Origin of the sequence: Rhodovibrio sodomensis (genome assembly GCF_016583645.1) — a bacterium.
Lineage (GTDB): Bacteria > Pseudomonadota > Alphaproteobacteria > Kiloniellales > Rhodovibrionaceae > Rhodovibrio > Rhodovibrio sodomensis.
The window spans coordinates 34,991-61,054 of the sequence record NZ_NRRL01000017.1 but is presented as its reverse complement, the minus strand read 5'-3'; the positions used below and the strand labels follow the sequence as shown (position 1 = coordinate 61,054).

The 26,064-nt window shown below is 69.8% G+C and carries 24 protein-coding genes; 6 read left to right on the top strand and 18 right to left on the bottom strand.

Translation table 11 applies throughout. The annotated features are described in order from the left end of the window. A partial coding sequence (locus tag CKO28_RS29275; RefSeq protein ID WP_200340324.1) for a helix-turn-helix domain-containing protein occupies positions 1–229 on the bottom strand: 229 nt, incomplete at its 3' end. 21 nt (positions 230–250) lie between these two features. Then, entirely contained in the window at positions 251–931 is a 681-nt protein-coding gene (locus tag CKO28_RS09085) for an NAD-dependent epimerase/dehydratase family protein (RefSeq protein ID WP_200340323.1), read from the bottom strand. Positions 932–1,002: 71 nt separating this feature from the next. Between CKO28_RS09085 and CKO28_RS09080 the strand changes: the two genes are divergently transcribed. After that, positions 1,003–1,614 (top strand): D-glycero-alpha-D-manno-heptose-1,7-bisphosphate 7-phosphatase, encoded by a 612-nt coding sequence (locus CKO28_RS09080; protein WP_338050088.1) that lies wholly within the window; start codon positions 1,003–1,005, stop codon positions 1,612–1,614. A 41-nt stretch (positions 1,615–1,655) separates the two neighbouring features. Here the strand turns inward: CKO28_RS09080 and CKO28_RS09075 are convergent, their stop codons facing one another. The 5 genes from CKO28_RS09075 to CKO28_RS09055 form a co-directional block, all read right to left on the bottom strand. After that, positions 1,656–3,065: an ABC transporter ATP-binding protein gene (locus CKO28_RS09075; protein WP_200340322.1), complete on the bottom strand. Its 1,410-nt coding sequence runs from the start codon at positions 3,063–3,065 to the stop codon at positions 1,656–1,658. Beyond that, the gene (locus CKO28_RS09070) at positions 3,049–4,107 is read right to left on the bottom strand and encodes an ABC transporter ATP-binding protein (protein ID WP_200340321.1); all 1,059 of its coding nucleotides are present in this window, start codon (positions 4,105–4,107) and stop codon (positions 3,049–3,051) included. Before CKO28_RS09070 ends, CKO28_RS09075 begins: the two co-directional genes overlap by 17 nt. Continuing rightward, on the bottom strand, positions 4,104–5,126 hold the full coding sequence (locus CKO28_RS09065; RefSeq protein ID WP_200340320.1) for an ABC transporter permease: 1,023 nt from the start codon (positions 5,124–5,126) through the stop codon (positions 4,104–4,106). The genes CKO28_RS09070 and CKO28_RS09065 overlap by 4 nt, the downstream gene beginning before the upstream one ends. Next, positions 5,126–6,154: an ABC transporter permease gene (locus CKO28_RS09060; RefSeq protein WP_200340319.1), complete on the bottom strand. Its 1,029-nt coding sequence runs from the start codon at positions 6,152–6,154 to the stop codon at positions 5,126–5,128. Before CKO28_RS09060 ends, CKO28_RS09065 begins: the two co-directional genes overlap by 1 nt. A gap of 98 nt (positions 6,155–6,252) precedes the next feature. Then, the gene (locus tag CKO28_RS09055; RefSeq protein ID WP_200340318.1) at positions 6,253–7,827 is read right to left on the bottom strand and encodes an ABC transporter substrate-binding protein; all 1,575 of its coding nucleotides are present in this window, start codon (positions 7,825–7,827) and stop codon (positions 6,253–6,255) included. Positions 7,828–8,233: 406 nt separating this feature from the next. Between CKO28_RS09055 and CKO28_RS09050 the strand changes: the two genes are divergently transcribed. After that, the gene (locus CKO28_RS09050) at positions 8,234–10,150 is read left to right on the top strand and encodes a cation:proton antiporter (RefSeq protein ID WP_200340317.1); all 1,917 of its coding nucleotides are present in this window, start codon (positions 8,234–8,236) and stop codon (positions 10,148–10,150) included. Between the two features lie 180 nt (positions 10,151–10,330). Continuing rightward, the gene (locus tag CKO28_RS09045) at positions 10,331–10,576 is read left to right on the top strand and encodes a hypothetical protein (protein WP_200340316.1); all 246 of its coding nucleotides are present in this window, start codon (positions 10,331–10,333) and stop codon (positions 10,574–10,576) included. A 79-nt stretch (positions 10,577–10,655) separates the two neighbouring features. Here CKO28_RS09045 and CKO28_RS09040 read toward each other — a convergent pair whose 3' ends face one another. After that, positions 10,656–10,832, bottom strand: a complete 177-nt coding sequence (locus tag CKO28_RS09040; RefSeq protein WP_200340315.1) for a hypothetical protein — start codon at positions 10,830–10,832, stop codon at positions 10,656–10,658. Positions 10,833–11,018: 186 nt separating this feature from the next. Between CKO28_RS09040 and CKO28_RS09035 the strand changes: the two genes are divergently transcribed. After that, on the top strand, positions 11,019–11,255 hold the full coding sequence (locus CKO28_RS09035; RefSeq protein WP_200340314.1) for a hypothetical protein: 237 nt from the start codon (positions 11,019–11,021) through the stop codon (positions 11,253–11,255). A 94-nt stretch (positions 11,256–11,349) separates the two neighbouring features. Here CKO28_RS09035 and CKO28_RS09030 read toward each other — a convergent pair whose 3' ends face one another. From CKO28_RS09030 to glpD, 7 genes are all read right to left on the bottom strand, one after another. After that, positions 11,350–13,128: an ABC transporter substrate-binding protein gene (locus CKO28_RS09030; RefSeq protein WP_200340313.1), complete on the bottom strand. Its 1,779-nt coding sequence runs from the start codon at positions 13,126–13,128 to the stop codon at positions 11,350–11,352. Positions 13,129–13,326: 198 nt separating this feature from the next. Next, the gene (locus tag CKO28_RS09025) at positions 13,327–13,605 is read right to left on the bottom strand and encodes a DUF2160 domain-containing protein (protein WP_200340312.1); all 279 of its coding nucleotides are present in this window, start codon (positions 13,603–13,605) and stop codon (positions 13,327–13,329) included. Between the two features lie 168 nt (positions 13,606–13,773). Then, entirely contained in the window at positions 13,774–14,577 is an 804-nt protein-coding gene (locus tag CKO28_RS09020; protein WP_200340311.1) for a carbohydrate ABC transporter permease, read from the bottom strand. Positions 14,578–14,581: 4 nt separating this feature from the next. Then, positions 14,582–15,448, bottom strand: coding sequence for a carbohydrate ABC transporter permease (locus CKO28_RS09015; protein WP_200340310.1), 867 nt, complete (start codon positions 15,446–15,448; stop codon positions 14,582–14,584). A gap of 103 nt (positions 15,449–15,551) precedes the next feature. Continuing rightward, entirely contained in the window at positions 15,552–16,634 is a 1,083-nt protein-coding gene (locus CKO28_RS09010; RefSeq protein ID WP_200340309.1) for an ABC transporter ATP-binding protein, read from the bottom strand. A gap of 13 nt (positions 16,635–16,647) precedes the next feature. Further along, positions 16,648–17,766, bottom strand: a complete 1,119-nt coding sequence (locus tag CKO28_RS09005; protein ID WP_200340308.1) for an ABC transporter ATP-binding protein — start codon at positions 17,764–17,766, stop codon at positions 16,648–16,650. After that, on the bottom strand, positions 17,763–19,358 hold the full coding sequence (glpD, locus tag CKO28_RS09000; protein WP_338050089.1) for a glycerol-3-phosphate dehydrogenase: 1,596 nt from the start codon (positions 19,356–19,358) through the stop codon (positions 17,763–17,765). Before glpD ends, CKO28_RS09005 begins: the two co-directional genes overlap by 4 nt. Before the next feature lie 549 nt (positions 19,359–19,907). Between glpD and CKO28_RS08995 the strand changes: the two genes are divergently transcribed. Further along, complete coding sequence (locus CKO28_RS08995) at positions 19,908–21,554, top strand: sensor histidine kinase (protein ID WP_200340306.1); 1,647 nt, start codon at positions 19,908–19,910, stop codon at positions 21,552–21,554. A 150-nt stretch (positions 21,555–21,704) separates the two neighbouring features. On the opposite strand, the gene CKO28_RS08990 is transcribed toward CKO28_RS08995, so the two are convergent. From CKO28_RS08990 to CKO28_RS08980, 3 genes are all read right to left on the bottom strand, one after another. Beyond that, complete coding sequence (locus tag CKO28_RS08990) at positions 21,705–23,291, bottom strand: hypothetical protein (RefSeq protein WP_200340305.1); 1,587 nt, start codon at positions 23,289–23,291, stop codon at positions 21,705–21,707. A 400-nt stretch (positions 23,292–23,691) separates the two neighbouring features. Continuing rightward, complete coding sequence (locus CKO28_RS08985; RefSeq protein ID WP_200340304.1) at positions 23,692–24,192, bottom strand: SRPBCC family protein; 501 nt, start codon at positions 24,190–24,192, stop codon at positions 23,692–23,694. A 76-nt stretch (positions 24,193–24,268) separates the two neighbouring features. Beyond that, entirely contained in the window at positions 24,269–25,261 is a 993-nt protein-coding gene (locus CKO28_RS08980; protein WP_200340303.1) for a DeoR/GlpR family transcriptional regulator, read from the bottom strand. A 169-nt stretch (positions 25,262–25,430) separates the two neighbouring features. Between CKO28_RS08980 and CKO28_RS08975 the strand changes: the two genes are divergently transcribed. Further along, a complete protein-coding gene (locus CKO28_RS08975; RefSeq protein WP_200340302.1) occupies positions 25,431–25,865 on the top strand; it encodes a DUF4149 domain-containing protein in 435 nt (144 codons plus the stop codon). Positions 25,866–26,064: the final 199 nt, after the last annotated feature.

Here is a 26,064-nt window from a genome sequence, read left to right as displayed (position 1 = left end):
CATCCCGAGCCAGAGCTTCCCAGCCGTCGCGCTGATACGCCTTGTGCCATCCCCGTATCGTATCGTCGTCCAGATACAGGAACTCCGCGATCTGGGCGCAACTTTTGCCGTCATCCAGCAGCAGAAGGGCATTTGCCCGCCGTGCAACGCCGTGGTCCACGCGATGCCGACGCACGCACGCTTCGAGTTCGCGGCGATCTTCAAAGGAAAGGAAACCGGGGCGTATCATGCTCGCAGCTGAATCCCGATTCTACCTCGCGTCAAGCCCGAATTCGGGTCTCCAGAGACTCGGAGTATAGACGAAATCCCGGGTCTGCAGGCCGTCCCCGGTGATGGTGAGCGCCCGGCCCGCCAGCCCGTCCGCCAGGAAGCGGCCAACGGCCCCGGTCTTGTGCGCGCTGCCGGGCCCGTAGACGTTGGTCAGGCGTAAGACGCAGCTGGCGACCCCGAACGACCGGGCGTAGGCGTGGCAATAGGCCTCCGCCGCCAGCTTGCTGGCGCCGTAGGGCACGCACGGCGCGGGCAGGGTCCGCTCGTCGATCGTCGGCGCCGCGCCGATCAGCGGCGCCGTGGTGGAGGCGAACACCACCCGCGCGCCGGTCTGCCGGGCGGCTTCCAGGACGTTCAGAGTGCCCAGCACGTTGGCCGCCGCGTCGCCGCGCGGATCGGCGAGCGAGCCCGCGACCCCGGCGGCGCCGGCCAGATGCACGATCACGCCGGCGTCGCGGGCGGCCGCCAGCACGGCCGGCGCGTCGCCCACGTCGCCGTGGCGGCGGTCGAGGCGTCGGACGTCGAGGCCCAGCCCACCCAGGCTGTCGGCGCCGGCGCGGCCGTCGTCGAGGATGCGCACGGCCTGGCCGCCCGCCGCCAGCAGGCCGGCGACCAGGTTCGCCCCGATGAATCCGCAGCCGCCCGTGACCAGCCAGCGCACCCCCGAAGCCTCCCGCGCCCCACGCCAGATCGCGGGAGCTTAGCCGGGTACGATCGGGTGCGCGAGTCCGGTTGTCTCGATACGCGCTGGCCGCGCATGCCCCGGTGCTGGCGAAAGCGGGGGCGCGGTGGTTAAAACGGGCCAGGATCACCATTCCCACGGGGCCGACGATGAGCCAGCCGGCAGACGGGCGGGCGCTGTTTCTGGACCGGGACGGGGTGCTGAACCGCGATCTCGGCTACGTCGGCTCGCGCGGCCGGCTGGTTCTGATCGACGGCGCGGTGGCCGCCGTGCGGCGGGCGAACGCCGCCGGCTACCGCGTGTTCGTGGTCACCAACCAGTCCGGGGTGGCGCGCGGCTATTTCACCGAGGACGACGTCGCCGCGCTGCACGCCTGGATGCGCGCGCGCTTCCAGGAGGAAGGTGCCCGGATCGACGGGTTCCGCTACTGCCCGCACCATCCCGACGGCGTCGTGCCGGCCTACGCGCAGCGCTGCGCCTGTCGGAAGCCGGCCCCGGGCCTGCTGCGCGGATTGATCGAGCAGTACGGGATCGATCCCGCCCGCAGCCTGCTGGTCGGCGACAGCGAGCGCGACCGCGCCGCGGCACGGGCCGTCGGCATCCCGGCGCACCTGTTCAACGGCGGCGACCTGGACGCCTTCCTGGCGCCGCTGCTGGCGTGAGCCCGCGCGGCCCGTGACCGCGCCGCTCCCGTTCCGCCCCGTTACTGCTGCGCGCGGTCGCGGCCGTCGCCACCCGAAGCGGCGGCCGGTCCGTCGCGCGGCGCAAGTTCCGGGTCCCACAGGTGGCAGGCGACCTGGACCCGGCCCTGCTGCTTCAGCACCGGGTCGTGGGGCGTGTTGAAGTCGACCCGGGCGTGACCGTCTTCCGCCTGGATGGCGTGCACGCCGTGCCAGAAGGGGTCGTTGGGCGCGTCCGCGCGGACCGTTTCCAGCAGCTCCACCACGTCGCCGCCCTGATAGCCCTTGCCCGCCGGTACCTCGACCCGGCTCGCGGGCATGTCGATCCGAGCCAACTCGCCGATCACCGCGCGCTCGCGCTCGTACTGCTCCTCGGGGATCCGGGTCCAGCGCCGCTCCAGCAGTTCGCGCAGGTCGCGTCCTTCCCAGCCGCACGGCCCGTAGGCCATCGAACAGCGCGGATGGAACGCGCAGCCGAGCGGCGGGTTGACCGCGTCCGGCACCTCGCCGCGCGGCAGGTCGCGCGGGACATGGCGCGACGGGTCGGGATCCGGGATCGCGCGCAGCAGCGCCTTGGTATAGGGGTGCTTGGGATCGTCGTAGATCGCCGACGGCGGGCCGGTCTCGACGACCCGTCCCAGGTACATGATCGCGATCCGGTCGCAGAAGAACTTGGCCGTGGCGAGGTCGTGGGTGATGTAGACGTAGGTCAGGCCCAGTTCGTCCTTCAGCCGGCCCAGCAGGCTCAGGATCTTCGCGCGCACGCTCATGTCCAGCATCGATACCGGCTCGTCCAGTACCAACAGGTCCGGGTTCAGGATCAGCGCCCGCGCCAGCACCGCGCGCTGCTTCTGCCCGCCGGATAGTTCGCCCGGATAGTTGTCCAGAAAACGCTCCGGCGGGCTCAGCCCGACCACCTCCAGGACCTCGCGCACCCGGCGGTCCAGGTCGTCGGGGTCGTGCGTGATGCCGTGGATCTTCAGCGGATCGGCGATCGCGGTGCGCAGGTCCATCGCCGGGTTGAGCGACGCGTGCGGGTCCTGGAACACCAGCTGCATGCGCAGGCGCAGCTGGCGCAGCTGCGGCTCTTTCAGGGCGGCCACGTTCCGGCTGTCGAACGTGACCGCGCCGGAGGTCGCCGGCGCCAGGCCCAGCAGCGTGCGGCCCAGCGTGGATTTGCCGCTGCCGGATTCGCCCACGATCCCCACGACCTCGCCGCGCTTGACGTCCAGCGACACGCCGTCGACCGCCTTGATCCAGCCGGACTCCCGCCCGATCAGCCGGTCCAGGAAGGTGCCGCGCAGCGGGAAGTAGGTCTTCAGTTCGTCCAGCTTGAGCAGCGGCGTGGAGGTGTCGCCGTCGGGCCGTCCGGTCGCCGCCGGCTGCGCGGGGGCGGCCTCGGGCTTGGTCGACCTGTCAGGCTTCGTCGACATGGTCGAACTCCTGCTGCAGCGGTTGCTCGCCGCCGTCCGGAATCCGGTCGTCCGGGCCGTGGCGCCAGCAGTAGACCCGCTGGCCCGGCCGCGGATGGGTCGCCACCGGCACCTTCTGGGCACAGACCTGCATGGCGTCCGGGCAGCGCGGATGGAAGCGGCACCCGTCGGGCGGCGTCACCAGGTTGGGCGGGGAGCCGGGGATGTGGCTCAGCTGCTTGGTCGACAGCGAGATCGTCGAGCGCAGCAGTTCGCGCGTATACGGGTGGCCCGGGTTGGCGAACACGCTCCCGACCTCGCCGTCTTCCGCGACCCGGCCGGCGTACATCACCGCCATCCGGTCGCACGCCTCCGCCACGATGCCGAGGTTGTGGGTGATCATCAGCAGCGCCGTGCCGAACTCCGTCTGCAGGTCCTTCAGCAGGCGCAGGATCTGCGCCTCGACCAGCACGTCGAGCGAGGTGGTCGGCTCGTCGGCGATCAGCAGCTTGGGCTTCAGCACCAGCGCGAGCGCGATCATGATCCGCTGGCGCATGCCGCCGGAGAACTCGTGCGGGTACTGGTGGAAGCGGGTCGGCGGGATGCCGACATGGCCCAGCGTTTCCAGCGAGCGGCGCTTGATCTCCGCCCGGCTCAGCCCCGGTTCGTGCGCGCGCACCGTCTCGTCGAAATGGTCGTCGATCCGCATCAGCGGGTTCAGCCGGGTCATCGGCTCCTGAAAGATCAGGCCGATCTCCGGCCCGCGCAGGGCGTGACGTTGGCGCCTGGTCATCGCCAGCACGTCCTGCCCGCGGTAGATGATCTTGCCGTCGTGCGCGGCGGACTGCGGGGTTAGGCCCATCAGGGCGCGGCCCAGGGTGGACTTGCCGCAGCCGCTTTCGCCGACCAGGCCGACCGCCTCGCCCGGCGCGATGTCGAGCGAGACCCGGTCGACCGCCTGCGCCGCGCCCTTGGCGGTGCCGTACCAGACCCGCAGGTCGCGCACCGACAGGATCGGCTCGCCGTCGCCGTTGCCGCTGGCGTTGCGGTTGGCCGTGGTCATGACTTGCCCCGCTGTTCCGGTTGCGTCCGCCCGGTTTCGGCGCCGTCGTCCTGCTTGTCCGGGAACTTGACCGGCTCGGTCCGGCGCGGGCGCAACAGTGGGTTCAGCACATCGTTCAGCCCCTCGCCCAGCAGCGTCAGGCCGGTCACCAGGGAGACGATGGCGATGCCCGGGAACAGACCGGTCCACCAGATGCCCGCACCCGCATCCGCGATCGCGCGCTGCAGGTCGTAGCCCCATTCCGCCCCCTGGGTGGGCTGGATGCCGTAGCCCAGGAAGCCCAGCCCGGCGAGCGTCAGGATCGAGTCCGCCGCGTTCAGGGTCGCGACCACCGGCACCGACTGCACCACGTTGGCGAACACGTACTTGGTCACGATCCAGCGCGGCCGGGCGCCCATCGCGCGCGCGGCCTCGACGAACGGCTCCTCGCGGACCGAAATCGTGTGGTTGCGCACCACCCGGAAGTACTGCGGCACGTAGACGACCGAGATCGCGATCGCAGCCGTCAGCACCCCGCTCGCCAGCACGTCCGACAGCAGGAACGCGATCACGATGGCGAGCAGCAGGTAGGGGAAGGCGAACAGCGCGTCCATGATCAAGACCAGGACGCGGTCCAGCCAGCCGCCCTTGAAGCCGGAGATCAGCCCGACCGGCAGCCCGATGGCGAGCGAGAACAGCACCGCCAGGATCACCACCTCGACCTCGGTGCGCGCGCCCCAGATGATCCGCGAGAACACGTCGGTCGACTGCACGGTGGTGCCCAGCAGGTGGTCCATGTTGGGCGGCAGGTGCTTGGGGAAACGCTCGCCCGCCGCGGTCTGGTACTGCGCGTAGCCGTAGGGCGCGATCCAGGGCGCGAAGATCGCCACCAGGACCCACATCCCGGTGATCGCCGTGCCGATCCACAGCACCACCCGCGGCAGGCCGCGGCTTTCCTTGATCGGCCCGGACACCCGCCGGAACTGCCGGCCGAGCAGCCCGGGGCGCCGGGGGACCCGGCTGTCGTCGGGAGCGGCCATCAGTACCTCACCCGTGGGTCGATCCAGGCGTTGACGAAGTCGATCACCACCGAGATCAGCACCACCACCACGGCGAAGAAGGTGATGATGCCCTGCACCCCGGTGTAATCGCGGTTGTTCAGGTAGCGCACCAGCTGGTTGCCCAGACCCGGCCAGTTGAAGGTCGTCTCGGTCAGGATCGCGCCCGACATCATCAGCGCGAACTGCAGGCCGATCATGGTGACCACCGGCACCAGCGCGTTGCGGAAGGCGTGCTTGTAGACCACGCGCGGCTCGCTGACGCCGCGGGCGCGCGCGGCCTCGACGTAATCGCCCTGCAGCGTCTGCAGCAGGTTCACGCGGACCATGCGCAGCAGCACGCCGGTGATCAGCAGGCCCAGCGTGGTCGCCGGCATGATCAGATGGCGCACCACGTCCCAGAGCGCGGTCCAGTTGCCGGCGATGATCGCGTCCAGCACCAGGAGGTTGGTGGTGCGCTCCAGGGTGTACTGCACCATCGGGCTCGCCCGGCCGCTGGCCGGCAGCCAGTTCAATCCGGCGCCGAAGATCAGCTGGCCCAGGAAGCCCAGGAAGAACACCGGCGTGGCGTAGACGAAGATGCCGAACAGCCGGCCGGTGACGTCGATCGGGGTATCGCGCAGGCGTCCGGTGATCAGCCCCAGGAGGATGCCCAGTGTGGTCGCGATCACCATGGCGAAGAACACCAGCTCCAGCGTCGCCGCGCCGTTGTTCAGGATCACCTCCAGCACCGGCCGGTTGTCGGTGATCGTCATGCCGAAGTCCAAGGTGAAGACGTCGGAGATGTAGTCGGCGAACTGGACGTAGATCGGCTCGTCCAGGCCCATCGCCGCGCGCTTGCGCTCCAGCACCTCCTGGCTGACCTTGCCGCCCAGCGCCGCCGCGACCGGGTCGCCCGGCGCCACCCGCATCAGCAGGAACACGAACGACAGCAGGATCAGGATCATCGGCACCGCCAGCACGAGGCGGCTCAGCGCGTAGGCGCGCAGCGAGGTCGTCTGCGAGGCCATGATCTGAGCACCGGGTCACACGGGAATAGGGGCGGGCTCAAAACGAAACGCCGGCCCCCGGCGGATAGGTCCGCCGGGGGCCGGTCGTCAAACGCCGATCACTGGGTCTTGCCGATCACCCAGTAACGGAAGACGTAGGACGGATCCAGGGTCTTGGAGATGCCCTTGATCCGGTCGTTGACCACGGCGATCTGCTTGGCCTGGAACACCGGGATGATCGGCACGTCCTTGGCGGTGATCCGCTGGATCTCCTTGAACGCGCGCATCCTCACCTGCGGGTTCTCGCTGGCCCGCTCCTGGCGGATCAACTCGTCCACGCGCTCGTTCTTGTAGTGGTTGTTCAGCCACATCGTCTCGGAGCCGTAGAACGGCGCGATGTAGTTGTCCGCGTCCGGATAGTCCGGGAACCAGCCCATCTGGAAGGCGGGGTACTGGTCGGTCGTGGCCGCGGAGACGTAGCGCGCCCACTCGGTCGACTCCAGCGTCACGTCGAACACGTTGTCCGTCTCGAACGCGCGCTGGATCTCGGCGTACTCGTCCGCCGAGCTGTCGCCGTAGTGCTTCGGCGTGTACCAGAGCTGCAGCTCGACCGGCGTCTCGATACCGGCCTTGTTCAGCACGCGCCGGGCTGCCTCGACGTTGGTCCCGGTGCCGTACTCCGCCTTGAAGGCGTCGATGTGGCCCTCGAGGCCGGCCGGCACCATCGAGTACAGCGGCTCGACCGTGCCGTTGTAGACGTTCTGGGCGATCGCCTCGCGGTCCATCATGTAGGCGGCGGCCTGGCGCACGGCGCGGTGCTTGCCGGGCTCCAGCGACAGGTTGAACACCAGGTAGCGGATCGCCGTGCCCTTGCCTTCGACGAGGCGCAGGTTGTCGCCGGTGTTGCCGCGCAGCGCCGCGATGTCGGTCGGCGTCAGCTTGCGATAGGCGATGTCGACGGTGCCCTGTTGGGCGGCCAGCTTCAGCGTCGCCGAGTTGGAGAAGTACTGGATGATCGCCCGCTTGTTCCGCGCGGTCTGCTCGCCGTAATAGTCCTCGTTGCGTTCCAGCACCGTCTGGACGTTCGGCTTGTAGGCCGCGACCTCGTAGTGGCCGGAGCCGACGACCTGATCCGACGGCTGCAGCTTGTTGGGCGGGTAGACGCCCTTGGGCACGATCGCGCCCGCGCCGGTCGCCAGGATGTACGGCCAGGTCGCGGTGTGGCTGTTAAGCGTGAACACGACCGTCCACTTGTCCGGCGTGGCGATCGAGTCGATCGGCGAGAGCAGGCTGGACGGGCCGTTCGGCTCGTCCATCCGGATCACCCGGTTGAACGAGAACTTCACGTCCTCGGCCGTCAGCTGGTCGCCGTTGGTGAACTGGATGTCCCGGCGCAGCGTGCACTTGTAGGTCTTTTCGCCCGACCAGCCGCAGGACTTCGCGGCGTCCGGCACCGGCGTGGTCTCGCCCGGCGGCAGGGTCATCAGGAAGCTGTAAGTGTTGTAGATCACCGTCCAGGACGGCAGGTCGTACGACCCGGCGGGGTCGTAGGACACCGGCTGGTCGGTCGTGCCCAGCACCAGCGTGGCGTTCGGGTTGACTTCCTGCCCGCTGGCCGAGCCGGCGGCGAGCGCCATCGCGACGGCGCAGCTGCCGCCGACCGCCGCACGTTTCAGGGTGTGCGCTGTGCTCATCCGTCTCCTCCCTGTTCGGTTGGTGGCCCGAACGTCGTGGCCGCCCGGGCGTTAACGGCTGGATAGACGAACACACCCCTTCGCAGCGCCACAAGGGTGCGCGGCGTGTCAAATACACGGGCCGGCGGACGGGGCCAGCGAACCGGGGCCCGCGAACCGGGGCCCGCTTACCGGGGCGCGGACGCCCGGGACCGAGGCATCAGGCGAAATCCCGCGCGACCCTTCACCGTGTCGACCCCCGGGGCCATCTGTCGCGCGTGTGCCGCCGCGAGGGCGCCCGGACCCCAGAACCCCGACAAGGCCGATTGCGGTCGCGCGCCGAGCGTCCGTGTCGCGTTCATCGCCGGCGTGCCGCCCAACGACGACCTCGCGGCAACCCCCGACGCCAACGAGGAGACCGCGTCTCTTGGAACATCTGCTGCTCGGCAAGATGGCGCTGATCGCCGCGGCCGGAATCACGGCGCAGTGGCTGGCCTGGCGCCTGTATCTGCCCGCGGTGATCCTGTTGACCGCGGGCGGTCTGCTGCTCGGCCCGGCGACCGGTCTGGTGGCGCCGCACGCCGACTTCGGCGAGCTGCTGCGCCCGCTGGTCGGGCTGGCCGTGGCGGTGATCCTATTCGAGGGCGGCCTGTCGCTGGAGCGCGAGGAGCTCAAGCAGGTCGGCGGCACGGTCAAGCGCATCCTGCTGCTGGGCGTGCCGATGACCGGGATCCTGGCGGCGTTGGCCGCGCACTTCCTGGCCGGCTTCTCCTGGTCGGTCGCCTTCGTGGTCGGCGCGCTGCTGGTGATCACCGGGCCGACCGTGGTGATCCCGCTGCTGCGCCAGGCCAAGCTGGACCGGGAAACCGCGCGCACGCTGAAGTGGGAAGGCATCCTGAACGATCCCTTGGGTGCCATTCTGGCCGTGGTGGTGTTCGAGTATCTGGTCCAGGACGCGACCTCGCCCGGTGCGTTCCTGCTGCACGCGGTCGGCGGGGTGATCGGCGCCGCCGTGCTCGGCGTGGCGGCGGCCTGGGGCTTCGCCTGGGCCAACCGGCGCGGGGAGATCGCGGAGTTCCTGAAAGCGCCGGTGCTGACCGGTTTGGTCGCGGTGGTCTACGCCGGCGGCAACTGGCTGCAGGCCGAGGGCGGCCTGATCTCGGTGACGCTGTTCGGCGCGGGGCTCGCCAACCTCGGCCTGGCCAATCTCGACCAGCTGCGCCGGTTCAAGGAAAACATCGGCGTGCTGCTGATCTCCGGGCTGTTCGTCGTGCTCGCGGCGACGCTGGAGCCGTCGATGGCGCAGCAGGTCGACTGGGGTCTGGTCGCCTTCGTCGCGGCGCTGTTGTTCGTGATCCGGCCCGCGTCGGTGTTTCTCGCGACCATCGGGCTGGGGCTCAGCCTGAAGCGACGGCTGTTCCTGGGCTGGATCGCGCCGCGCGGGATCGTCTGCGTCGCCGTGGCCGGCGTGTTCGGTCCCCGGCTGGTGGAGCAGGGCTACCCGCAGGCCGACGCGCTGGTTCCGCTCGCGTTCCTGGTGGTGTTCGTGACCGTGGTCCTGCATGGCAGCACGGTCGGCTGGCTCGGCCGCAAGCTGGGCCTCGCCGCGGGGCCGGAGCACGACGTGCTGATCGTCGGCGCCACGCCCTGGTCGGCGGCGCTGGCGGACGCGCTGCACCGGATCGGTCTGCCGGTCGTGCTCGCCGACACCAACCCGCACCACCTGACGATCGCGGAGACGCACGTCCCCACCTTCGCCGGCGAGATCCTGTCGGAGCAGGCCGAACAGCGGCTCGACCTGTCGCGCTTCGAGCACGTCATCGCCGCGACCGACAGCGACAGCTACAACGCCCTCGTCGCCTCGCAGTTCGCGCTCGAGCAGGGGATCGACCGGACCTTCCAGCTGGCCAGCCACCCGGAGGCCGCGCCGTCGCAGCTGCGCCCCGAGGCGCGCGGACGCGTGCTGCTGGGCGAGGGCTACGACAGCGACTGGCTGGACGACCGCCTGCGCGAGGGCTGGCAGTTCCGCTGCCTGCGCCTGGCGCGCGGCGGGGTCGCCAAGCTGCCCCATCAGGCGGTGCCGGTCGCGACCCTGGAGCCGAGCGGCGAGGTCTGGTTCCGCGCCAAGGAAGGCGGCTTCCGGCCGGGCGCGGGCGACACGGTGATCCTGTTCGCCCCGCCGGAGGTCGCGATGACGCTGGAGCCCTGCGGCAAGCCCAAGAGCGCGCGCGCCCAGCGGGCCGAGCAGCGCGCGGCCAGCAAGGCGGCGCGCGAGGCGGCGAACAAGGCCGCCAAGGCCGCGGGCGCGCTGTCCGGCAAGTCGGTCACCGGGCCGGAACGTTGATGTCGGCCGCCAGCGTGCGCTAGAGCAAAATCGATGAAGGTCGCGTGGACCTTCATCGTGAATTTTGCTCTAACTGCTTGAAGAGAGAGCAAGGTTCAGCTGAATGGTGGCTTCACCTTTCAGCATCTTGCTCTAGTCAGTATACACCGCGCAACGGCGGGCGAACGGGAGGACACCGCGATGGGCGAGGCGAAGCGGCGCAAGCAGTACCGCGAGAAGATGGGCCTGGACGCGCCGGACGGCGACGGCGGCCCGGCCGCGGGCGGCGGCCGCAACAAGGTGGTCGACGAGTACAACCGCCCGGAAGTCCCGCGCAGCCAGTGGCCCGCCGACATCAAGCAAGCGGTCGACAACATCAAGCCGATGGTCGACGACGTCCGGATCGTCGAAAACCCCGACGGCTCGCTCGCGGTGCTGACGGCGTAGGCACGCCGGACGCGTCTGGCCTTGGCTTGGGGCCCGGTGCCGGCGGGCGGTGTCGCCGCCGCGCGGTCCCGCGCCGGGGTCACGGGCGCGCCGTCCGCTTGGCCTTCTCCGCCGCCGCGCGCTTGCGGGCGCGCATGGCGTTGCGCATCGAGAAGGTGCGCCGGGCGACGATCACCGACAGGACGCACACGACCCCGATCGGCACGACGGCCGAGAGGATCAGCGCCAGATCGGTCAGCTGCATGTTCATCGACATGTGAGGGAGTATGCCGGTGCTGGGCCGGCGCGTCAGCACGTCGGTGTGTCGCGCCGACGGCCGGCCCCGCACCCCCGCCGCGCGCCGCCGGGAGCGTACCGCACTGTGACGGTCGCCACAGGAGCCCGCCGCAGTCTGCCGCAGGATCGCGTCCAGTCGAGAGACATCGGACGTAAGGAGGACGCGATGATCCGCCGAGTGACCCGCCGTTCGCACCGCCGCCAGCCCGAACTGCGCACGGGCGCCGCATTGGAACGGCGCATCGACCTCTGGCCGTTCCTGCTCGCCGCCGCCCTGACCGCGGGCGCGATGACGGCCGTCGAGCTGCGGCTGGACGCCGCCGCGCCGTCGCACGCGGTGACCGACCGCCAGCCGGCCGCGTCGCCGCAGCTGTCCGAGCGGCTGTCGAGCGAACGTCGGTAACGCGCGCAAAAAAGGGGCGGGTTCCGCTGGAACCCGCCCCGTCGAGGTCTGCCGCTCAGGCAGGGGTATCGGTCGTCTTGCGCTGGTCCCCGGTTTAGTTGCGGGCTTGCTCCCAGCGCTGGATCAGCTGGTCGTACTTGACCGTCTTGCCCTGCGGCTTCTCGTCCTCGAGTTCGGGCTTGGGCGCGCCCGGCTGGTTGTACCAGTACTCCGCGGAGCGCTTCTCGTTCAGCTGGGGCCCGCAGACTTCCTGCGCGCCGGCCCGCTCGATCCGGGCCATCACGTCGTCCTGCTGCTGGGCCAGGCTGGTCATCGCCTGCTTCGGGGTCATCTCGCCGGTGACCGCCAGGGCGACGTTCTTCCACCACAGCTGGGCCAGCTTGGGATAGTCCGGCACGTTGGTGCCCGTGGGGGTCCACTGCACGCGCGCGGGCGAGCGGTAGAACTCGACCAGGCCGCCCAGCTCCTCCTTACGCTCGGTGAACGACTTGTGCTCGATGTCGCTCTCCCGGATCGGGGTCAGGCCGACGTGGGTCTTCTTCAGCGAGGTGGTCTTGGCGACGGTGAACTGGGCGTACAGCCAAGCCGCCTTGCGCCGCTTGACCGGCGTGGACTTCATCAGCGTCCACGAGCCGGCGTCCTGGTAGCCCAGCTTCATGCCCTCTTCCCAGTACGGGCCGTGCGGCGAGGGCGCCATCCGCCACTTCGGGTTGCCGTTCTCGTCGGTGACCGGCAGGTCCGGCTTCGCCATCGACGCGGTGAAGGCGGTGTACCAGAAGATCTGCTGGGCGATCTGCCCCTGCGCCGGCACCGGGCCGGCCTCGGAGAAGGTCATCCCGGAGGCCTGCGGCGGGGCGTACTTGTCCAGCCACTCGATGTACTTGCGCAGGGCGTAGACGCTGGCCGGGGCGTTGGTGGCGCCGCCGCGGGCGACGGTGGACCCGACCGGGTGACAGTCGTCGACGCGGATGCCCCACTCGTCGACCGGCTTGCCGTTGGGCAGGCCCTTGTCGCCGGCACCGGCCATGGACAGCCAGGCGTCGGTGAACCGCCAGCCGAGCGACGGGTCCTTCTTACCGTAGTCCATGTGGCCGTAGACCTTCCTACCGTCGATCTCCTTCACGTGCTCGGTGAAGAATTCGGCGATGTCCTCGTAGGCCGACCAGTTGACCGGAACGCCCAGCTCGTAGCCGTAGCGCTCCTTGAAGCGCTTCTGCAGGTCCTCGCGCTGGAACCAGTCGTAGCGGAACCAGTAGAGGTTCGCGAACTGCTGGTCGGGCAGCTGGTAGAGCTTGCCGTCCGGACCGGTGGTGAACGACTTGCCCATGAAGTCGTCGATGTCGAGGGTGGGCAGGGTGACGTCCTTGCCCTCGCCCTTCATCCAGTCGGTCAGCGGCACGACCTGCTTGTAGCGGTAGTGCGTGCCGATCAGGTCGGAGTCGTTGACGTAGGCGTCATAGATGTTCTCTCCAGAGTACATCTGGGTCTGGAGCTTCTCGATGACGTCGCCTTCCTGGATCAGCTCGTGGGTCAGGTTGATCCCGGTGATCTCGGAGAAGGCCTTGGCCAGCGTCTCCGACTCGTACTCGTGGGTGGCGATCGTCTCGGACACCACCTTGATGTCCATGCCGCGGAATTCCTCCGCGGCTTTGATGAACCATTCCATCTCCTCCATCTGCTCTTGCTTGGAGAGCGTGGAGGGCTGGAACTCTTCCTCGACCCACTTGCGGGCGATCTCCATCCGCTCCTCGAACGACTTCTCCTGGGCGGTCGCCGGACCCGCGGCGAGCGCCACGGTCGCGGCGACGGCGCCGGTCGTTGCGAGGAGGCGGAAGCGGGCCCAGCAGGACCCGTCCGCGGTACGGGATTTCATGATCTGAAACCTCCCCGGTTTCGTTGCGCCTTCCGGGTTTGAAGTTTCGGGACCGCGGGAGCGCTGCGCCGCCGGAAGGCTTGACCGGCGCATCGTCCGCGTCCGCCGGGGCGCCTGCGAGCGGCCCGGCGAAGCATCGTCCCTGTCGTCTCTGCCCTGAGGACCCGGTTGCCCGTCGGTTGTCTCGCGAACCCCGGGTCAGCCCCAGCGCAGAATCGCGGCCATGCCCACCGCCATGATCGCCAGCGGCACCCAGAGCGTGATGTCGGTGAAGAACATCCACGCCAGATGCAGCCAGGCGCCCGACAGCAGGCTGATGAAGAAGCGGTCGCCGCGCGTGGTCACCAGCGGCAGCAAGCCCTTGCGCGGCACCGTCGGCTGGACGACCTCCCACACCGTCATCCCGCACAGCAGCAGGAAGATGGTGACGAAGAAGATCGCCGTCGGCGTGGTCCAGGCCATCCAGCTGAGATCCATGGCGGTATCGCCCTTCCTTATCCCTTGCCTCGCCTTGCGCGTTCCGGCCGGCGGTCTAGAGCAAGATGCTGCAAGGTGAAGCCACCTTTCAGCTGAATCTTGCTCTCTCTTCAAGCAGTTAGAGCAAAATTCACGATGAAGGTCGACCAGACCTTCATCGATTTTGCTCTAGACGCGGCCGAGCGCGAAGCCCTTGGCCATGTAGTTGCGGACGAACCAGATCACGATCGCGCCGGGCACGATGGTGAGCACGCCGGCGGCGGCCAGCAGGCCCCAGTCGATGCCGCTGGCCGAGACCGTGCGGGTCATCACCGCGCCGATCGGCTTGGCGGCGGTCGTGGTCAGGGTGCGCGCGAGCAGCAGTTCCACCCAGGAGAACATGAAGCAGAAGAACGCCGTCACACCGATGCCCGAGCGGATCAGCGGCAGGAACACCAGCACGAAGAACCGCGGGAAGGAGTAGCCGTCGATGTAGGCGGTCTCGTCGATCTCCTTGGGCACGCCGCGCATGAAGCCTTCCAGGATCCACACCGCGAGCGGCACGTTGAACAGGCAGTGCGCGAGCGCCACCGCGAGGTGCGTGTCGATCAGTCCGAAGGTGGAGTAGAGCTGGAAGAACGGCAGCAGGAACACCGCCGGCGGCGCCATCAGGTTGGTCAGCAGCCAGAAGAAGAAGTGCTTGTCGCCGATGAACTGGTAGCGCGAGAAGGCGTAGGCCGCCGGCAGCGCGGTCACCAGCGAGATCACCGTGTTCAGCCCGACGTAGATGATCGAGTTGATGTAGCCCTGGTACCAGTCGGGCGTGGTGAAGATCTTGATGTAGTTCTGGAACGTCAGCTCGTGCGGGTACAGCGTGAGCGCCCCGAGGATCTCCTCGTTCGGCTTCAGCGACATGTTGATGAGCCAGTAGATCGGCAGCATCAACAGCACGAGATAGACGGTGAGCGCGAACGAGCGCTTGCGCATGACCATGGCTTTACGGCGCTCCCTTCCCGATGCCCTCAAGCGCCCGGTAGAAGACGTAGCAGAACACCAGGATGATCAGGAAATAGATGATCGAGAAAGCGGCGGCGGGCCCGAGGTCGAACTGCCCCACCGCCAGCCGGGTCAGGTACTGGCTGAGGAAGGTGGTCGAGTTGCCCGGGCCGCCGCCGGTCACCACGAACGGCTCGGTGTAGATCATGAAGCTGTCCATGAAGCGCAACAGCAGCGCAATGGTCAGCACGCCGCGCATCTTGGGCAGCTGGATGTAGCGGAACACCGCCCAGGCGCTGGCGCCGTCGATCTTGGCGGCCTGGTAGTACGCGTCCGGGATCGCCTGCAGGCCGGCGTAGGCCAGCAGCACGACGAGCGGTGTCCAGTGCCACACCTCCATCACCACGATGGTGAGCCAGGCGTCGACCGAGTTGCTGGTATAGTTGTAGGCGATCCCGAGTTCGTTGAGCGTCCAGCCGCCCAGGCCGATGTCGGAACGGCCGAAGATCTGCCAGATCGTGCCCACGACGTTCCACGGGATCAGCAGCGGCAGCGCCACCAGCACCAGGCACAGCGAGACCTGCCAGCCGCGCCGCGGCAGGGCCAGCGCGATCGCCACGCCGAGCGGCATTTCGATCGCCAGCACGGTGAACGAGAAGATGAACTGGCGCTGCAGCGCGCCGTGCAGGGCGTCGGAGTGGAGCAACTGTTCGAACCACTCGGCGCCGACGAAGAAGTAGGTCCCGCCCAGCACGTCCTGCAGCGAGTAGTTCACCACCGTCATCAGCGGGATGATCGCCGAGAAGGCGACCAGCACCGCCACCGGCAGGACCAGGAACCACGCCTTATGGTCGGGCCATCTATCCATGGCGTTTTATCTCTCCTCCCAGGGCGCGCCGCCTTCTCGTCGTGTGCCCTTGGGGCACGGGCATGGGCAGCGTCGCGTGCGTCGGCCGCCGGGCGCTCAAGGCCTAGCCGACCAGTTGTCCGTTGGCGTAAAGCCGGGTCCAGTCCGGCGGGAACCGCAGGCTGCCGTCCTCGCCGGGCGGCTCGGCGTCCTCCGCGATCTTCACCTTCAAGAGTTCGCCGCCCAGCCGGACGGTCAGGATCTGGTAGTTGCCCAGATCGTCGACCTGCTCGACGCGGACCGGCAGGCCGTTCTGGCCGCGCGCGTCGAAGCTCAGGAACTCCGGGCGGATGCCCAGCTGCAGGCGGCCGGTGGCGTTGTGGGCGCGCTGGGCGGCCGCCTCGTTGAGCGGCACCCGGCCGCCGTTCACGACGGCCTCCTTGCCCTCCAGCTGGCAGTCCAGCAGGTTCATTCCGGGCGAGCCGATGAAGTAGCCGACGAAGGTGTGGCTGGGCCGTTCGAACAGCTCCTGCGGCGTGCCGACCTGGACGACCTGGCCCTCGTACATCACCACCACCTTGTCGGCGAACGTCAGCGCCTCGTTCTGGTCGTGGGTGACGTAGACCAGCGTGGTCGCGGTCTGCTCGTGGATCTGCTTCAGCTTGCGGCGCAGCTGCCACTTCATTTGCGGGTCGATCACGGTCAGCGGTTCGTCGAACAGGATCGCCGCCACGTCGGCGCGGACCAGCCCGCGGCCGAGCGAGATCTTCTGCTTGGCGTCGGCGGACAGGCGCGCGCCCTTCTTGTGCAAGTCGCCCTCGAGGTCGAGCATCTGCGCGACCTCCTCGACCCGCTGCTTGACGTAGGTCTTGTCGAACTTCCGGTTGTTCAGCGGGAACGCCAGGTTTTCCGCCACCGTCATGGTGTCGTAGATCACCGGGAACTGGAAAACCTGAGCGATGTTGCGCTGCTGCGGGGGCAGCGCGGTGACGTCGGTGTCGTCGAACATCACCCGGCCCTGGCTTGGCTGGAGCAGGCCGGAGATCACGTTCAGCAAGGTGGTCTTGCCGCAGCCCGACGGGCCCAGCAGCGCGTACGCGCCGCCGTCCTCCCAGACGTGCTCCATCTCCCGCAGCGCCCAGTCGGCTTCGGTCTGCGGATGCGGCAGGTAGCTGTGGGCGACCTGGTCCAGGACGATCCGGGACATCGATGGAGCCTTCCTACTGCGCGGCCTGGCGGGTCTTGTCGCGCACGGGCGAGGCGACCAACCAGCCGTCGGTGTCGAATGCGTAGACGTCGCGCGGGTTCACGAAGACGTCGATCTGCTGGCCCAGCTCGAAGCGGTGCACGCCCTCCTCCTGGCAGACCCAGTCGTGGTCCTCGCCGAAGTCGACGTGGACGAAAGTCTCCGAGCCGGAGATCTCCGACAGCGTGACGGCCGCCTTGAACGACAGGTCGTCTTCGCGGTTGCGCTTGACGGACAGATGGCTGGCGCGCGCGCCGAAGTGGTAGCGCCCCGGCGCCAGCCGGGCGAGGTGGCCCAGCAGCGGCAGCCGGATGCCGCCGGCCAGGACCGCCTCGCGGTTGCCGTTGCCGTCCTGCCGGACATCGCCCGCCGCGTAGTTCATCGGCGGGTCGGAGAACGAGCGGCCGACCTGCATCGAGGCGGGATGCCGGAACACGTCCGTGGTCGGGCCCTGCTGCAGCACCCGGCCCTGGTGCAGGACCAGGGTGTTGCCGCCCATGATCAGCGCCTCTTCCGGTTCGGTGGTGGCGTAGACCACGATCGCGCTGCGCCGGGCGAAGATCTCGCGCAGCTCGACGCGCAGTTCCTCGCGCAGCTTGTAGTCGAGGTTGACCAGCGGCTCGTCGAGCAGCAGCACCTCGCTGTCCTTGACCATCGCGCGGGCGAGCGCGGTGCGCTGCTGCTGACCGCCCGACAGCTCGCCCGGCAGCCGGTCCAGCAGATGGCTCATCTTCAGCGTCTCGGCCGCCTCGCGCACCTTGGTGTCGACCTGTTCGGCGCGCATGCCGGACCGGCGCAGCGGCGAGGCGATGTTGTCGTAGACGGTGAACGACGGGTAGTTGATGAACTGCTGGTAGACCATCGCCACGTTGCGCTTGCGCACCGGCACGCGGGTCACGTCCCGGCCATCCATCTCGATCTGCCCCTCGGTCGGGCGGTCGAGGCCGGCCATCAGCCGCATCAGTGAGGTCTTTCCGGCGAGCGTCGGGCCCAGCAGGATGTAGAAGCCGCCCGGGTGCAGTTCGGTCGAGACGTCGGCCAGGTGGGTTTCCCCGGCGACCGTCTTGGTGACGTTGGTGAGCGTCAGCGTCATTTCGCGGCCACCCCCTGGCTGCGCGCGGATTTCAGGCGGGCGCCGGCGCCCGTCCTGGCGCCGGCGGTCTCGCCCAGGTGCGCGGCGAGCGCGTCCTGGGTGGCTTCGGACAGGTGCAGCCCCAGCTTGGTGCGCCGCCACAGGATGTCGTCGGCGGTGCGGGCCCACTCGTGCTGCTGCAGGTAACGCACCTCCGCGCCGTACAGTTCGTCGCCCAGGTGCGGGCCCAGGTCGTCCAGGCTTGCCGCGCCCGCCAGGATGCGCTCGGTGCGCGTGCCGTAGGCGCGGGCGTAGCGCCGGGCCATGTGCGCAGGCAGCCAGTCGTGGCGGTGCTGCAGGTCGGCCAGGTAGCCCTCGAAGTCGGCGTTCGCGATGTCGCCGCCGGGCAGGGCCGCGTGCTCGGTCCAGGCCGGCGCGGCCGACCGGCCGCGCGTGCCCAACAGCGGCAGCAGCTTGTCCATCGCGTGTTCGGCCAGCTTGCGGTAGGTGGTGATCTTGCCGCCGAACACCGACAACAGCGGCGGCGTTCCGTCGCCGCCGTCGCCCTCGCTGTCCTTCCCGAACCCGCCATCGACGTCGAACACGTAATCGCGGGTGACCGCCGAGACGTTCTCGTTGGCGTCGTCGTACAGCGGCCGCACGCCGGAGTAGTGCCAGATCGCGTCGTCCGGGTTGACCTGCCGCTTGAAGTAGCGGTTCGCCGCGCGGCAGATGTACGCCCGCTCGTCGGCGTCGATCTCGACCTGGCCCGGATCGGACTCGTACAGCTTGTCGGTGGTGCCGAGCAGCGTGTAATCGCGCTCGTAGGGGATCGCGAAGACGATCCGGCGGTCGTCGTTCTGCAGGATGTAGGCTTGGTCGCCGTCGTACAGCTTGGGCACGACCAGGTGGCTGCCCTTGACCAGGCGCAGGCCGACCGGGCGGTTCACCCCGGTCACCTGGCCCAGCACCTGGGTCACCCAGGGACCGGCGGCGTTGACCACCGCGCGCGCGGTGAACGTGCGGTCCGCGCCGCCCGGGCCGGCGGCCTCCAGGGAGGCGTGCCAAAGCCCGTCGTCGCCGCGCCGGGCGCGCCGGCAGGCGGTGCGGGTCAGTACCTCGGCGCCGTGCTCGCGCGCGTCCTGCGCGTTCAAGACGACCAGCCGGCTGTCCTCGACCCAGCAGTCGGAGTAGGCGAAGCCCTTACGGACATCGTCTTTCAGCGGCGCGCCGAAGGGATCCTTGGTGAAGTCGACCCCGCGCGAGCCCGGCAGGCGCTTGCGCCCGCCCAGGTGGTCGTAGAGGAACAGGCCCAAGCGGACCATCCACGCCGGGCGCAGCTTGGACACGTGGGGCAGGACGAAGGTCAGCGGCCAGATGATGTGCGGGGCGTTGCCCAGCAGCACCTCGCGCTCGATCAGCGCCTCGCGCACCAGCCGGAACTCGTACTGTTCCAGATAGCGCAGACCGCCGTGGATCAGTTTGGTGCTGGCGGACGAGGTGGCCTGGGCGAGGTCCGCCTGCTCGCACAGCACGACCGACAGCCCGCGACCCGCGGCGTCGCGCGCGATGCCGGCGCCGTTGATGCCGCCGCCGATCACCAGAAGGTCGATCGGCGCGCCGGTCGGGCGCCCGCCGGCCGCAGCGCCGCCGTTGCCGGCGGGCGCGCGAACGGGCGCCGCGTGCGGTGCTTCACTCACGTTGCCTCCCCACGGGTGTGGTGACCCGTCTGGCCGCATCCGGTGCCGGGGCGGGTGGCCGGTCTTTCGGACTGGCGCACCGGGAAGTTCTTGCTACCCTTGAGTCGCCGCCGGCTGCGGCGTCGTGCGCGCCCGGCCGCCTTGTTGATCGGCGGATCGCGATGCGCGCGTTGGTCGCAGCCTAGGGTATTTGCGGCGGGCGCGCAACCGGGTGTCGTTCGCAAACGAAAATCGATACGCCTTCGCACCTGCGAAAACGAACAAATGCGAAAGGTGCCAGCGGCCTCACGCCGAAAAACTGGTATGATCACACGCCCATATGTTCAGATGCGAACCTTTGGAGGGCGATCCCAACGGGGCGGCGGGGCGTACGGCGTGTCGGTCTAAAACAATCTTAACGCCTGGGCGTTTACGCTCGGGGCAATTCCGAAAATACGGCGTGCCCACTGGGAGGCCTCGCGGATGAGTACGCGCCCAACGACGTCCGATGGCGCCGGCGACACCGGCCGCGAGGCGGACGCGTGCGACGGCGGGTCCTCGGCGAGGCGGGCCGACAGCGATCGCCAGCCGAACTCAGACGAACCGACCGGTCAGCTGTCGCCGGAGACGCTGCAGCGCATGGTCCAGGGCGCGGGCGTGGGCATTTATGCGACCGCGCGCGACGGCACCTACACCTACGCCAACACCTACCTCGCCCAGCTGCTCGGGTTCGCCACCGCCGGCGAGCTGATCAATTCGCGCCAACCGGCCGCGCAGTTCTACGCCGACCCGGCCGACCAGGCCGAACTGCGGCGCCGCAACGACGCGGGCGAGGCGGTGCAGGGGCGGGTGGTCCGGGCGCGCCGGGTCGATGGGCGGATCATCTGGGTGTCCGAACACGCCAACCCGATCAACGATCACACCGGCGCGGTCGTCGGCTATTTCGGCAGCGTCGCCGACGTGACCGAACTGGTCGAGACGCAGCACCGCCTGAGCGAGGCGGAGGCGGACTACCGCCGGATCTTCGAACGCGCGCGCGAGGGCATCTACCGTTCAACGCTCGACGGTCGGCAGTTGCGCGCCAACCCGGCGCTGTGCGTCCTCAACGGCTATCGTAACGAGGCCGAACAGCTGGCCGGCGTCACCGACATCGCCCGGGAGTGGTACGTCGACCCCGACCGCCGCGGCAGCTTCCGGGCGCTGCTGCTCCGCGACGGCGCGGTGCACGACTTCGAGAGCGAGGTCTACCGCCACGCGACGCGCGAGCGCATCTGGATCTCGGAAAACGCCTACCTAGTGCGCGACGCCGACGGCGCGCCGCTGTTCTACGAAGGCACGGTGCGGGACATCACCGATCGCAAGCAGGCCGAGGCGGAGGCGAAGGCCGCGCTGCGCCGGGCCGAGAACGCCAACCGGGCGAAGAGCGAGTTCCTGGCGCACATGAGCCACGAGCTGCGCACGCCGCTCAACGGCATCCTCGGCTTCGCCGACCTGCTGCGCACCATGGGAGACGGTCTGTCGCCGGACAAGCTGCGCGACTACGTCGAGCACATCCACGCCAGCGGCGGCTACCTGCTGGAGCTGATCAACGATATCCTGGACCTGGCGCGGATCGAGAACGACGCGTTCCCGCTGGAGCTGGCGGCGATCGACGCGGCCGAGGCGCTGGCGGCGGCGGTGAGCGCGGTGCAGCCGATCGCCGACAGCCGGGAGATCGCGCTCGAAGTCGCCGCGGACCTGCCCATGGGCACGCGCCTGCACGCCGACCGGCGCGCCCTGCACCAGTGCCTGCTCAACCTCCTGTCCAATGCCCTCAAGTTCTCGCCCGACCGCGGGCGCGTCCGGCTGATGGCCGGGCCGGCGGATGCCGCCGCGGGCCTGGCGATCTGCGTCGAGGACCGCGGACCGGGGTTCCCGGCTGAGTTGCTCGACAACCTGGGCGAGCCGTTCCTGACCCCGCCGGGATCGGCCGATGTCCGTCCGGCGGGTACGGGGCTGGGCCTGGCGATCACCAAGGCGCTGGCGGAGCGGATGGCGGGCACCCTGACCGCCGCCAACCGCGAAGCCGGCGGCGCCCGCGCCTGCCTGACGGTCCCGTTGGCGGAGCCGGCTGCCGCCGCCGGCCCGTGACATCCGGGGACAGCGTCCGGGCACAGCGTCCGGGCACAGCGTGCACGGGTCGCCGCGATCCGCCCAGTCCGCGCCCGTGCCCGACCCCGCCGAGCGCCGGGACGGCCGGGGCGAAATCGGGCACGGCGCTGTCGGGTCAGCGGGGCGGCTTTAGAACCTGGAGGCCGCCAGCTTGACGTCGGCCCGAGCCCACGCCTGGTCGAACAGACGCCGGGCCGCGTCGGCTTCGGGAAGCCGCCGCTGCACCGCCAGGCTCTGCCGCAGTCCGGTGAGCGCCCAGCCGTTGCCGACATGGTCGGCGAGCGCTTCCCGGTAGACGGCTTCCGCGGCGTCGGCCCGACCGGCGTCCAGAAGCAACGCGCCCAGGAAATCGCGTGCCGGCAGCGGCCAGGGCTCCGGTTCGCTGTACGCCAGCCCATCTTCCAGCTCGACCGCCGCGCGCAGGCGATCGGCCGCCCGCGCGCGGTCGCCCTCCGCGGCCAGGATCTCGCCCGCCAGGATGTTCTCGGCGATGCCGAGCAGCCGGCGCTGGCTGTGGGCGAAGAAGTGGTAGGTGGCCGCGGGGTCGGTCGCCGCCCGGGCCGCGGCGAGGGCATCCAGCGCCGCCTGTGCGCCGGCCCGGTCGCCGGTGCGCAGGTGCGCCAGGCCGCGGGCGAACCGCCACATCGCGTTCTGGAACCTGCCCTCCGGGCCCTCGGAGGCGGCGAGCAGCGCGTCCCAGTGGCCGAACCGGGCCAGCACCAGGTATTGCTGATGGACGTCCTCCGGGCGCTCGACGGCAAGGTCCCGGGCGGCGGCGATCGCCACCGCGCTCTGGCCGTCCAGCCAGGCCGCGAACATCAGCATCATCGTGTTGTGCCTCGGGTAGATCGCCACGCCCTGGCCGTTCTTGGCGGCCCGGTCGAGCGCGCGCGCCCTCTGGTTCGCCGCGACCGCATCGGCGTAGCGGCCCACGTGCACGTAGATGTGCGAGGGCATGTGCTGGATATGGCTGATCCCCGGGATGCTCGCGGCGAGCCGGTCGGCGCAGGCTTCGGCGTCCCTCGGGCGCGCGGCCTCGACGGCGTGGATGTAGAGATGGCACGCGCCCGGATGGCCGGGATCGGCGGCGAGCACCCGTTCCAGGGTGTCGGTCGCGACCGTGGTTTCCGGAAACGGCGTGCCGTCCGCGCGGTAGAGACGCCAGGGCCGCAGCATCATCTGCGCTTCGGCGTACAGGGTCTGGACCTCCGTGTGGTCGGGATGCGCCGCGGCGGCCGACCGCATGGCGGCGGCGTAGGCGCTCTTGCCCACCGCGTGCTCCGGGGTGTCGTCGAGCCGGTAACGCACCGCCATGGCGGCGATCAGCGCCTGTTCCCAGGGGGCCGCCGGGCCGGCAAGCCGCTGGGCCCGGGCCGCCGCGGCCTGCGCGTCGCGCTCGTCGCCGACCCCGGCGGGATTGTTCTGGTAGGGGCCGGTGACCCAGGCCTCGCCCCAGGCACAGATCGCGCACGCCGGGTCGGCGGCCTGGGCTTGCTTGAACAGCGCGATCGCGTCGGCGCGGGCGAACCCGTAGGCCAGTCGCAGCCCCCGATCGAACGCCGCCTGAGCCTGCGGCGACGTCGTCGTGATGGCTCGGCTGTAGGTGCCAAGGTCGGCGGCGCTCGGCGCGTCCTCGGCGGACGCGGCGGACACCGCGAGCCCGCCGGCGAGCGCCCCGGCGATCAGCCAGGGTCCGGTCCGAAAGGTCTCACGCATCTGGAATGTCCTTCCACATGAAGGCGGTTAGCCGGTGCCGGACGGGGCGTGGCGCTTCCAGCAGGACCGGCGAAGGCGGCTTCCACGCTGGCGGCGAAGCCTGCTCTGGTCGCGGGGGCGAAGAGCGGGCTCCACGCCAATGGTGGTTCCGCGGTGTCCGATCGGGCTTTGGCGCGCAGGGGATCGATCGGGCCCGTCCGGCCGGCTCGCAATTAGACGATCGGGTCGGGCCGAAATACAAGACTGTTATGATGCGCCGCGTACCCAGTCGTCCGGAATCGTCTTTAATGTTCCGTCCAGAGGGCGCAATTCAGTCTGAAATAGAACCCAACGAATATATTTATTCGAAAGGTTGGTGGTTGCACGCAAGGCCCAGATTCTGCGTCCAGAGCCGTACAAACTAGGCGCGAGAACGCGCGCCGCCGCCTCCCGGGCCGCCAGCCGCGTCGGCGAAGCAGCGCAGGCCGTAGGTCCAGCCCTGGTCGGAGGCCATGCCGTCGCGGTCGGCGCGCCCGTCGCCGCCGTGCCGGCTGAACGCGCGGTGGGTCAGGATGATCTGCGTCCCCGACCCGGCGGCCTCGAAGCGTACCGCGACCTCGCTGGCCCGGGCGGTGTCCGGCTCGATTCGCCGGTCGGCGGTGATCTGCCACAGGAACACCAGCCGGTGCGGCGCCTCGGCGGTCACGACCGTGCCCCAGGCGAGCACCCGGCCGTCGCGGTCGCGCTCGAAGCAGCGGCCGCCCGGAACCGCCTCGATGCCGATCGTCTCCAGCGCGTCCTGGCTGAAGCTGTAGGCTCGCGGCCACCAATCGGCGAACCGGTCGACGAAGGTCCGCCAGGCCGCGTCGGGCGGCGCCGGCACGCTCACGCAACGCACCAGCGAATCCTCGTGGTCGGTCATCGTCCGCCTCCCGGCCACACCACCAGCGCGCGGTCTGCGGGCGACGGCGGGGCGCCGGCAAGCCGGGCGGCGCGGCTCAGCGTTCGCCCGGCGGCAGGGCGGTTTCGGGATCGCGCGGGGTCCCGTCGGCGGCGGACTGCGCGTCGTCCGGGGCCGGGGCGATCCGCAGCTGGACGTCGGCCTGCTTGAGCAGATCGCGGATCGGCTCGGGCGGGGCGCGGTCGGTGAACACGGCGGACAGCTGGGTCAGGCTGCCTAGCCGGACCATGGCGTTGCGCCCGAACTTGGTGTGGTCGGCGACCAGGAAGACCTGGCGGGAGTTCTCCATGATCGCGCGCGCCACCCGGACCTCGCGGTAGTCGAAGTCGAGCAGCGTGCCGTCGGCGTCGATCCCGGAGATGCCGATGATCCCGAAGTCGAGCTTGAACTGCCCGATCAGGTCGATCGTCGCCTCGCCGACGATGCCGCGGTCGCGCTGGCGCACCAGGCCGCCCGCGACGGTGACCTCGAAGTCCGGCTTGGACGACATGATCGAGGCGACGTTCAGGTTGTTGGTGATCACCCTGAGGCCGCGATGGCCCATCAGCGCCTTGGCGACCTCCTCGGTGGTCGTGCCGATGTTGATGAACAGCGACGCCTCGTCCGGGACCTGTTCGGCGACGGCACGGGCGATCGCCTGCTTTTCGCCCTGCCACAGCACCTGCCGGGTCTGGTAGGCGAGGTTCTCCACGCTGGACGGCAGGCCGGCGCCGCCGTGGTAGCGGCGCAGCAGCTCCAGCTCGCACAGCTGGTTGATGTCGCGGCGGATCGTCTGCGGGGTCACGTCGAAGGTGCGCGCCAGCGCCTCGATCGAGACGAAGCCGCGCCGGCGCACCAGCTCCAGGATGCGTTCCTGGCGCGCGGTCGGCTGCTTGAACCCGGCGCGCGCGCCGTGTCCCGCCGCGGCTGGGCGGTCGTCCGGGTCCGGGGCGGTCCCGGGCGGGGGCGTCGCCGCCGCCGGGTCCTCCGGGGTTGGACCGCTGTCCGCCTCCGGGCCCGTCTGGGCGGGCTTGTTCAGGGAATGGGGCATCACCCGGCTCTCGGAACGTGGCTCGGCGCTACCCTAATCGCTTCGGACGCCTGTGGGAATCGGCCCGTGGTCGGACGCGGGGATCGGATGCGGGAGCGCGCGGCGGTGCGGGCGTGTCGCGGACGTCGGGCCCTGGACCGGCGGCGCGCCCGCGCCAAGTGTTGCAGGCATGACCGACTACCTCTCCCTAAGCCTGCTGGCGGCGCTCGCCGCGGCCCTGCTGGTGGGCAGCATGCTGTTCTTCGCCGCCATGGTCGCCCCCATGGTGTTCAAGGTGCTGGACGCGGTGACCGCCGGCCGGTTCATCCGGCGGCTGTTCCCGGTGTACTACCTCGGGATGTTCGCCTTCGCCGCGACGGCCGCCGCCGCGGCCGCCCTGGTCCGGCCGGTCGACGCCGTGGTGCTGGCGCTGGTCGCGCTCGGCTTCCTGTACGCCCGGCAAGTCCTGATGCCGCGGATCAACGCGCTGCGCGACCGGGAACTGGCGGGCGAGAGCGCGGCGGGCAAGCGCTTTGAGCGGCTGCACGGCCTGTCGGTGTGGATCAACGGCGCCCAGTTCCTGGCCGCGACGGTCGTGCTCGCCCGCCTGATCGTGGCGGCGTGAGCGGCGTTCGTTCCGGCTGGAAAATTCGCGTCTGGCGCTTGCGTCGCTGCCGATCCTGCTTGACAGGAAGACCACGCATGCGCGGAATCCGAAATGAGCGATGCGTTAACCGCGACAACGTGAGCCGGCATCCGCCCGCGGCCGATCGAACGGCGCGCGTTGCGGATCTGATCGGGTCGAATAAGAAACGCGCGGAAAA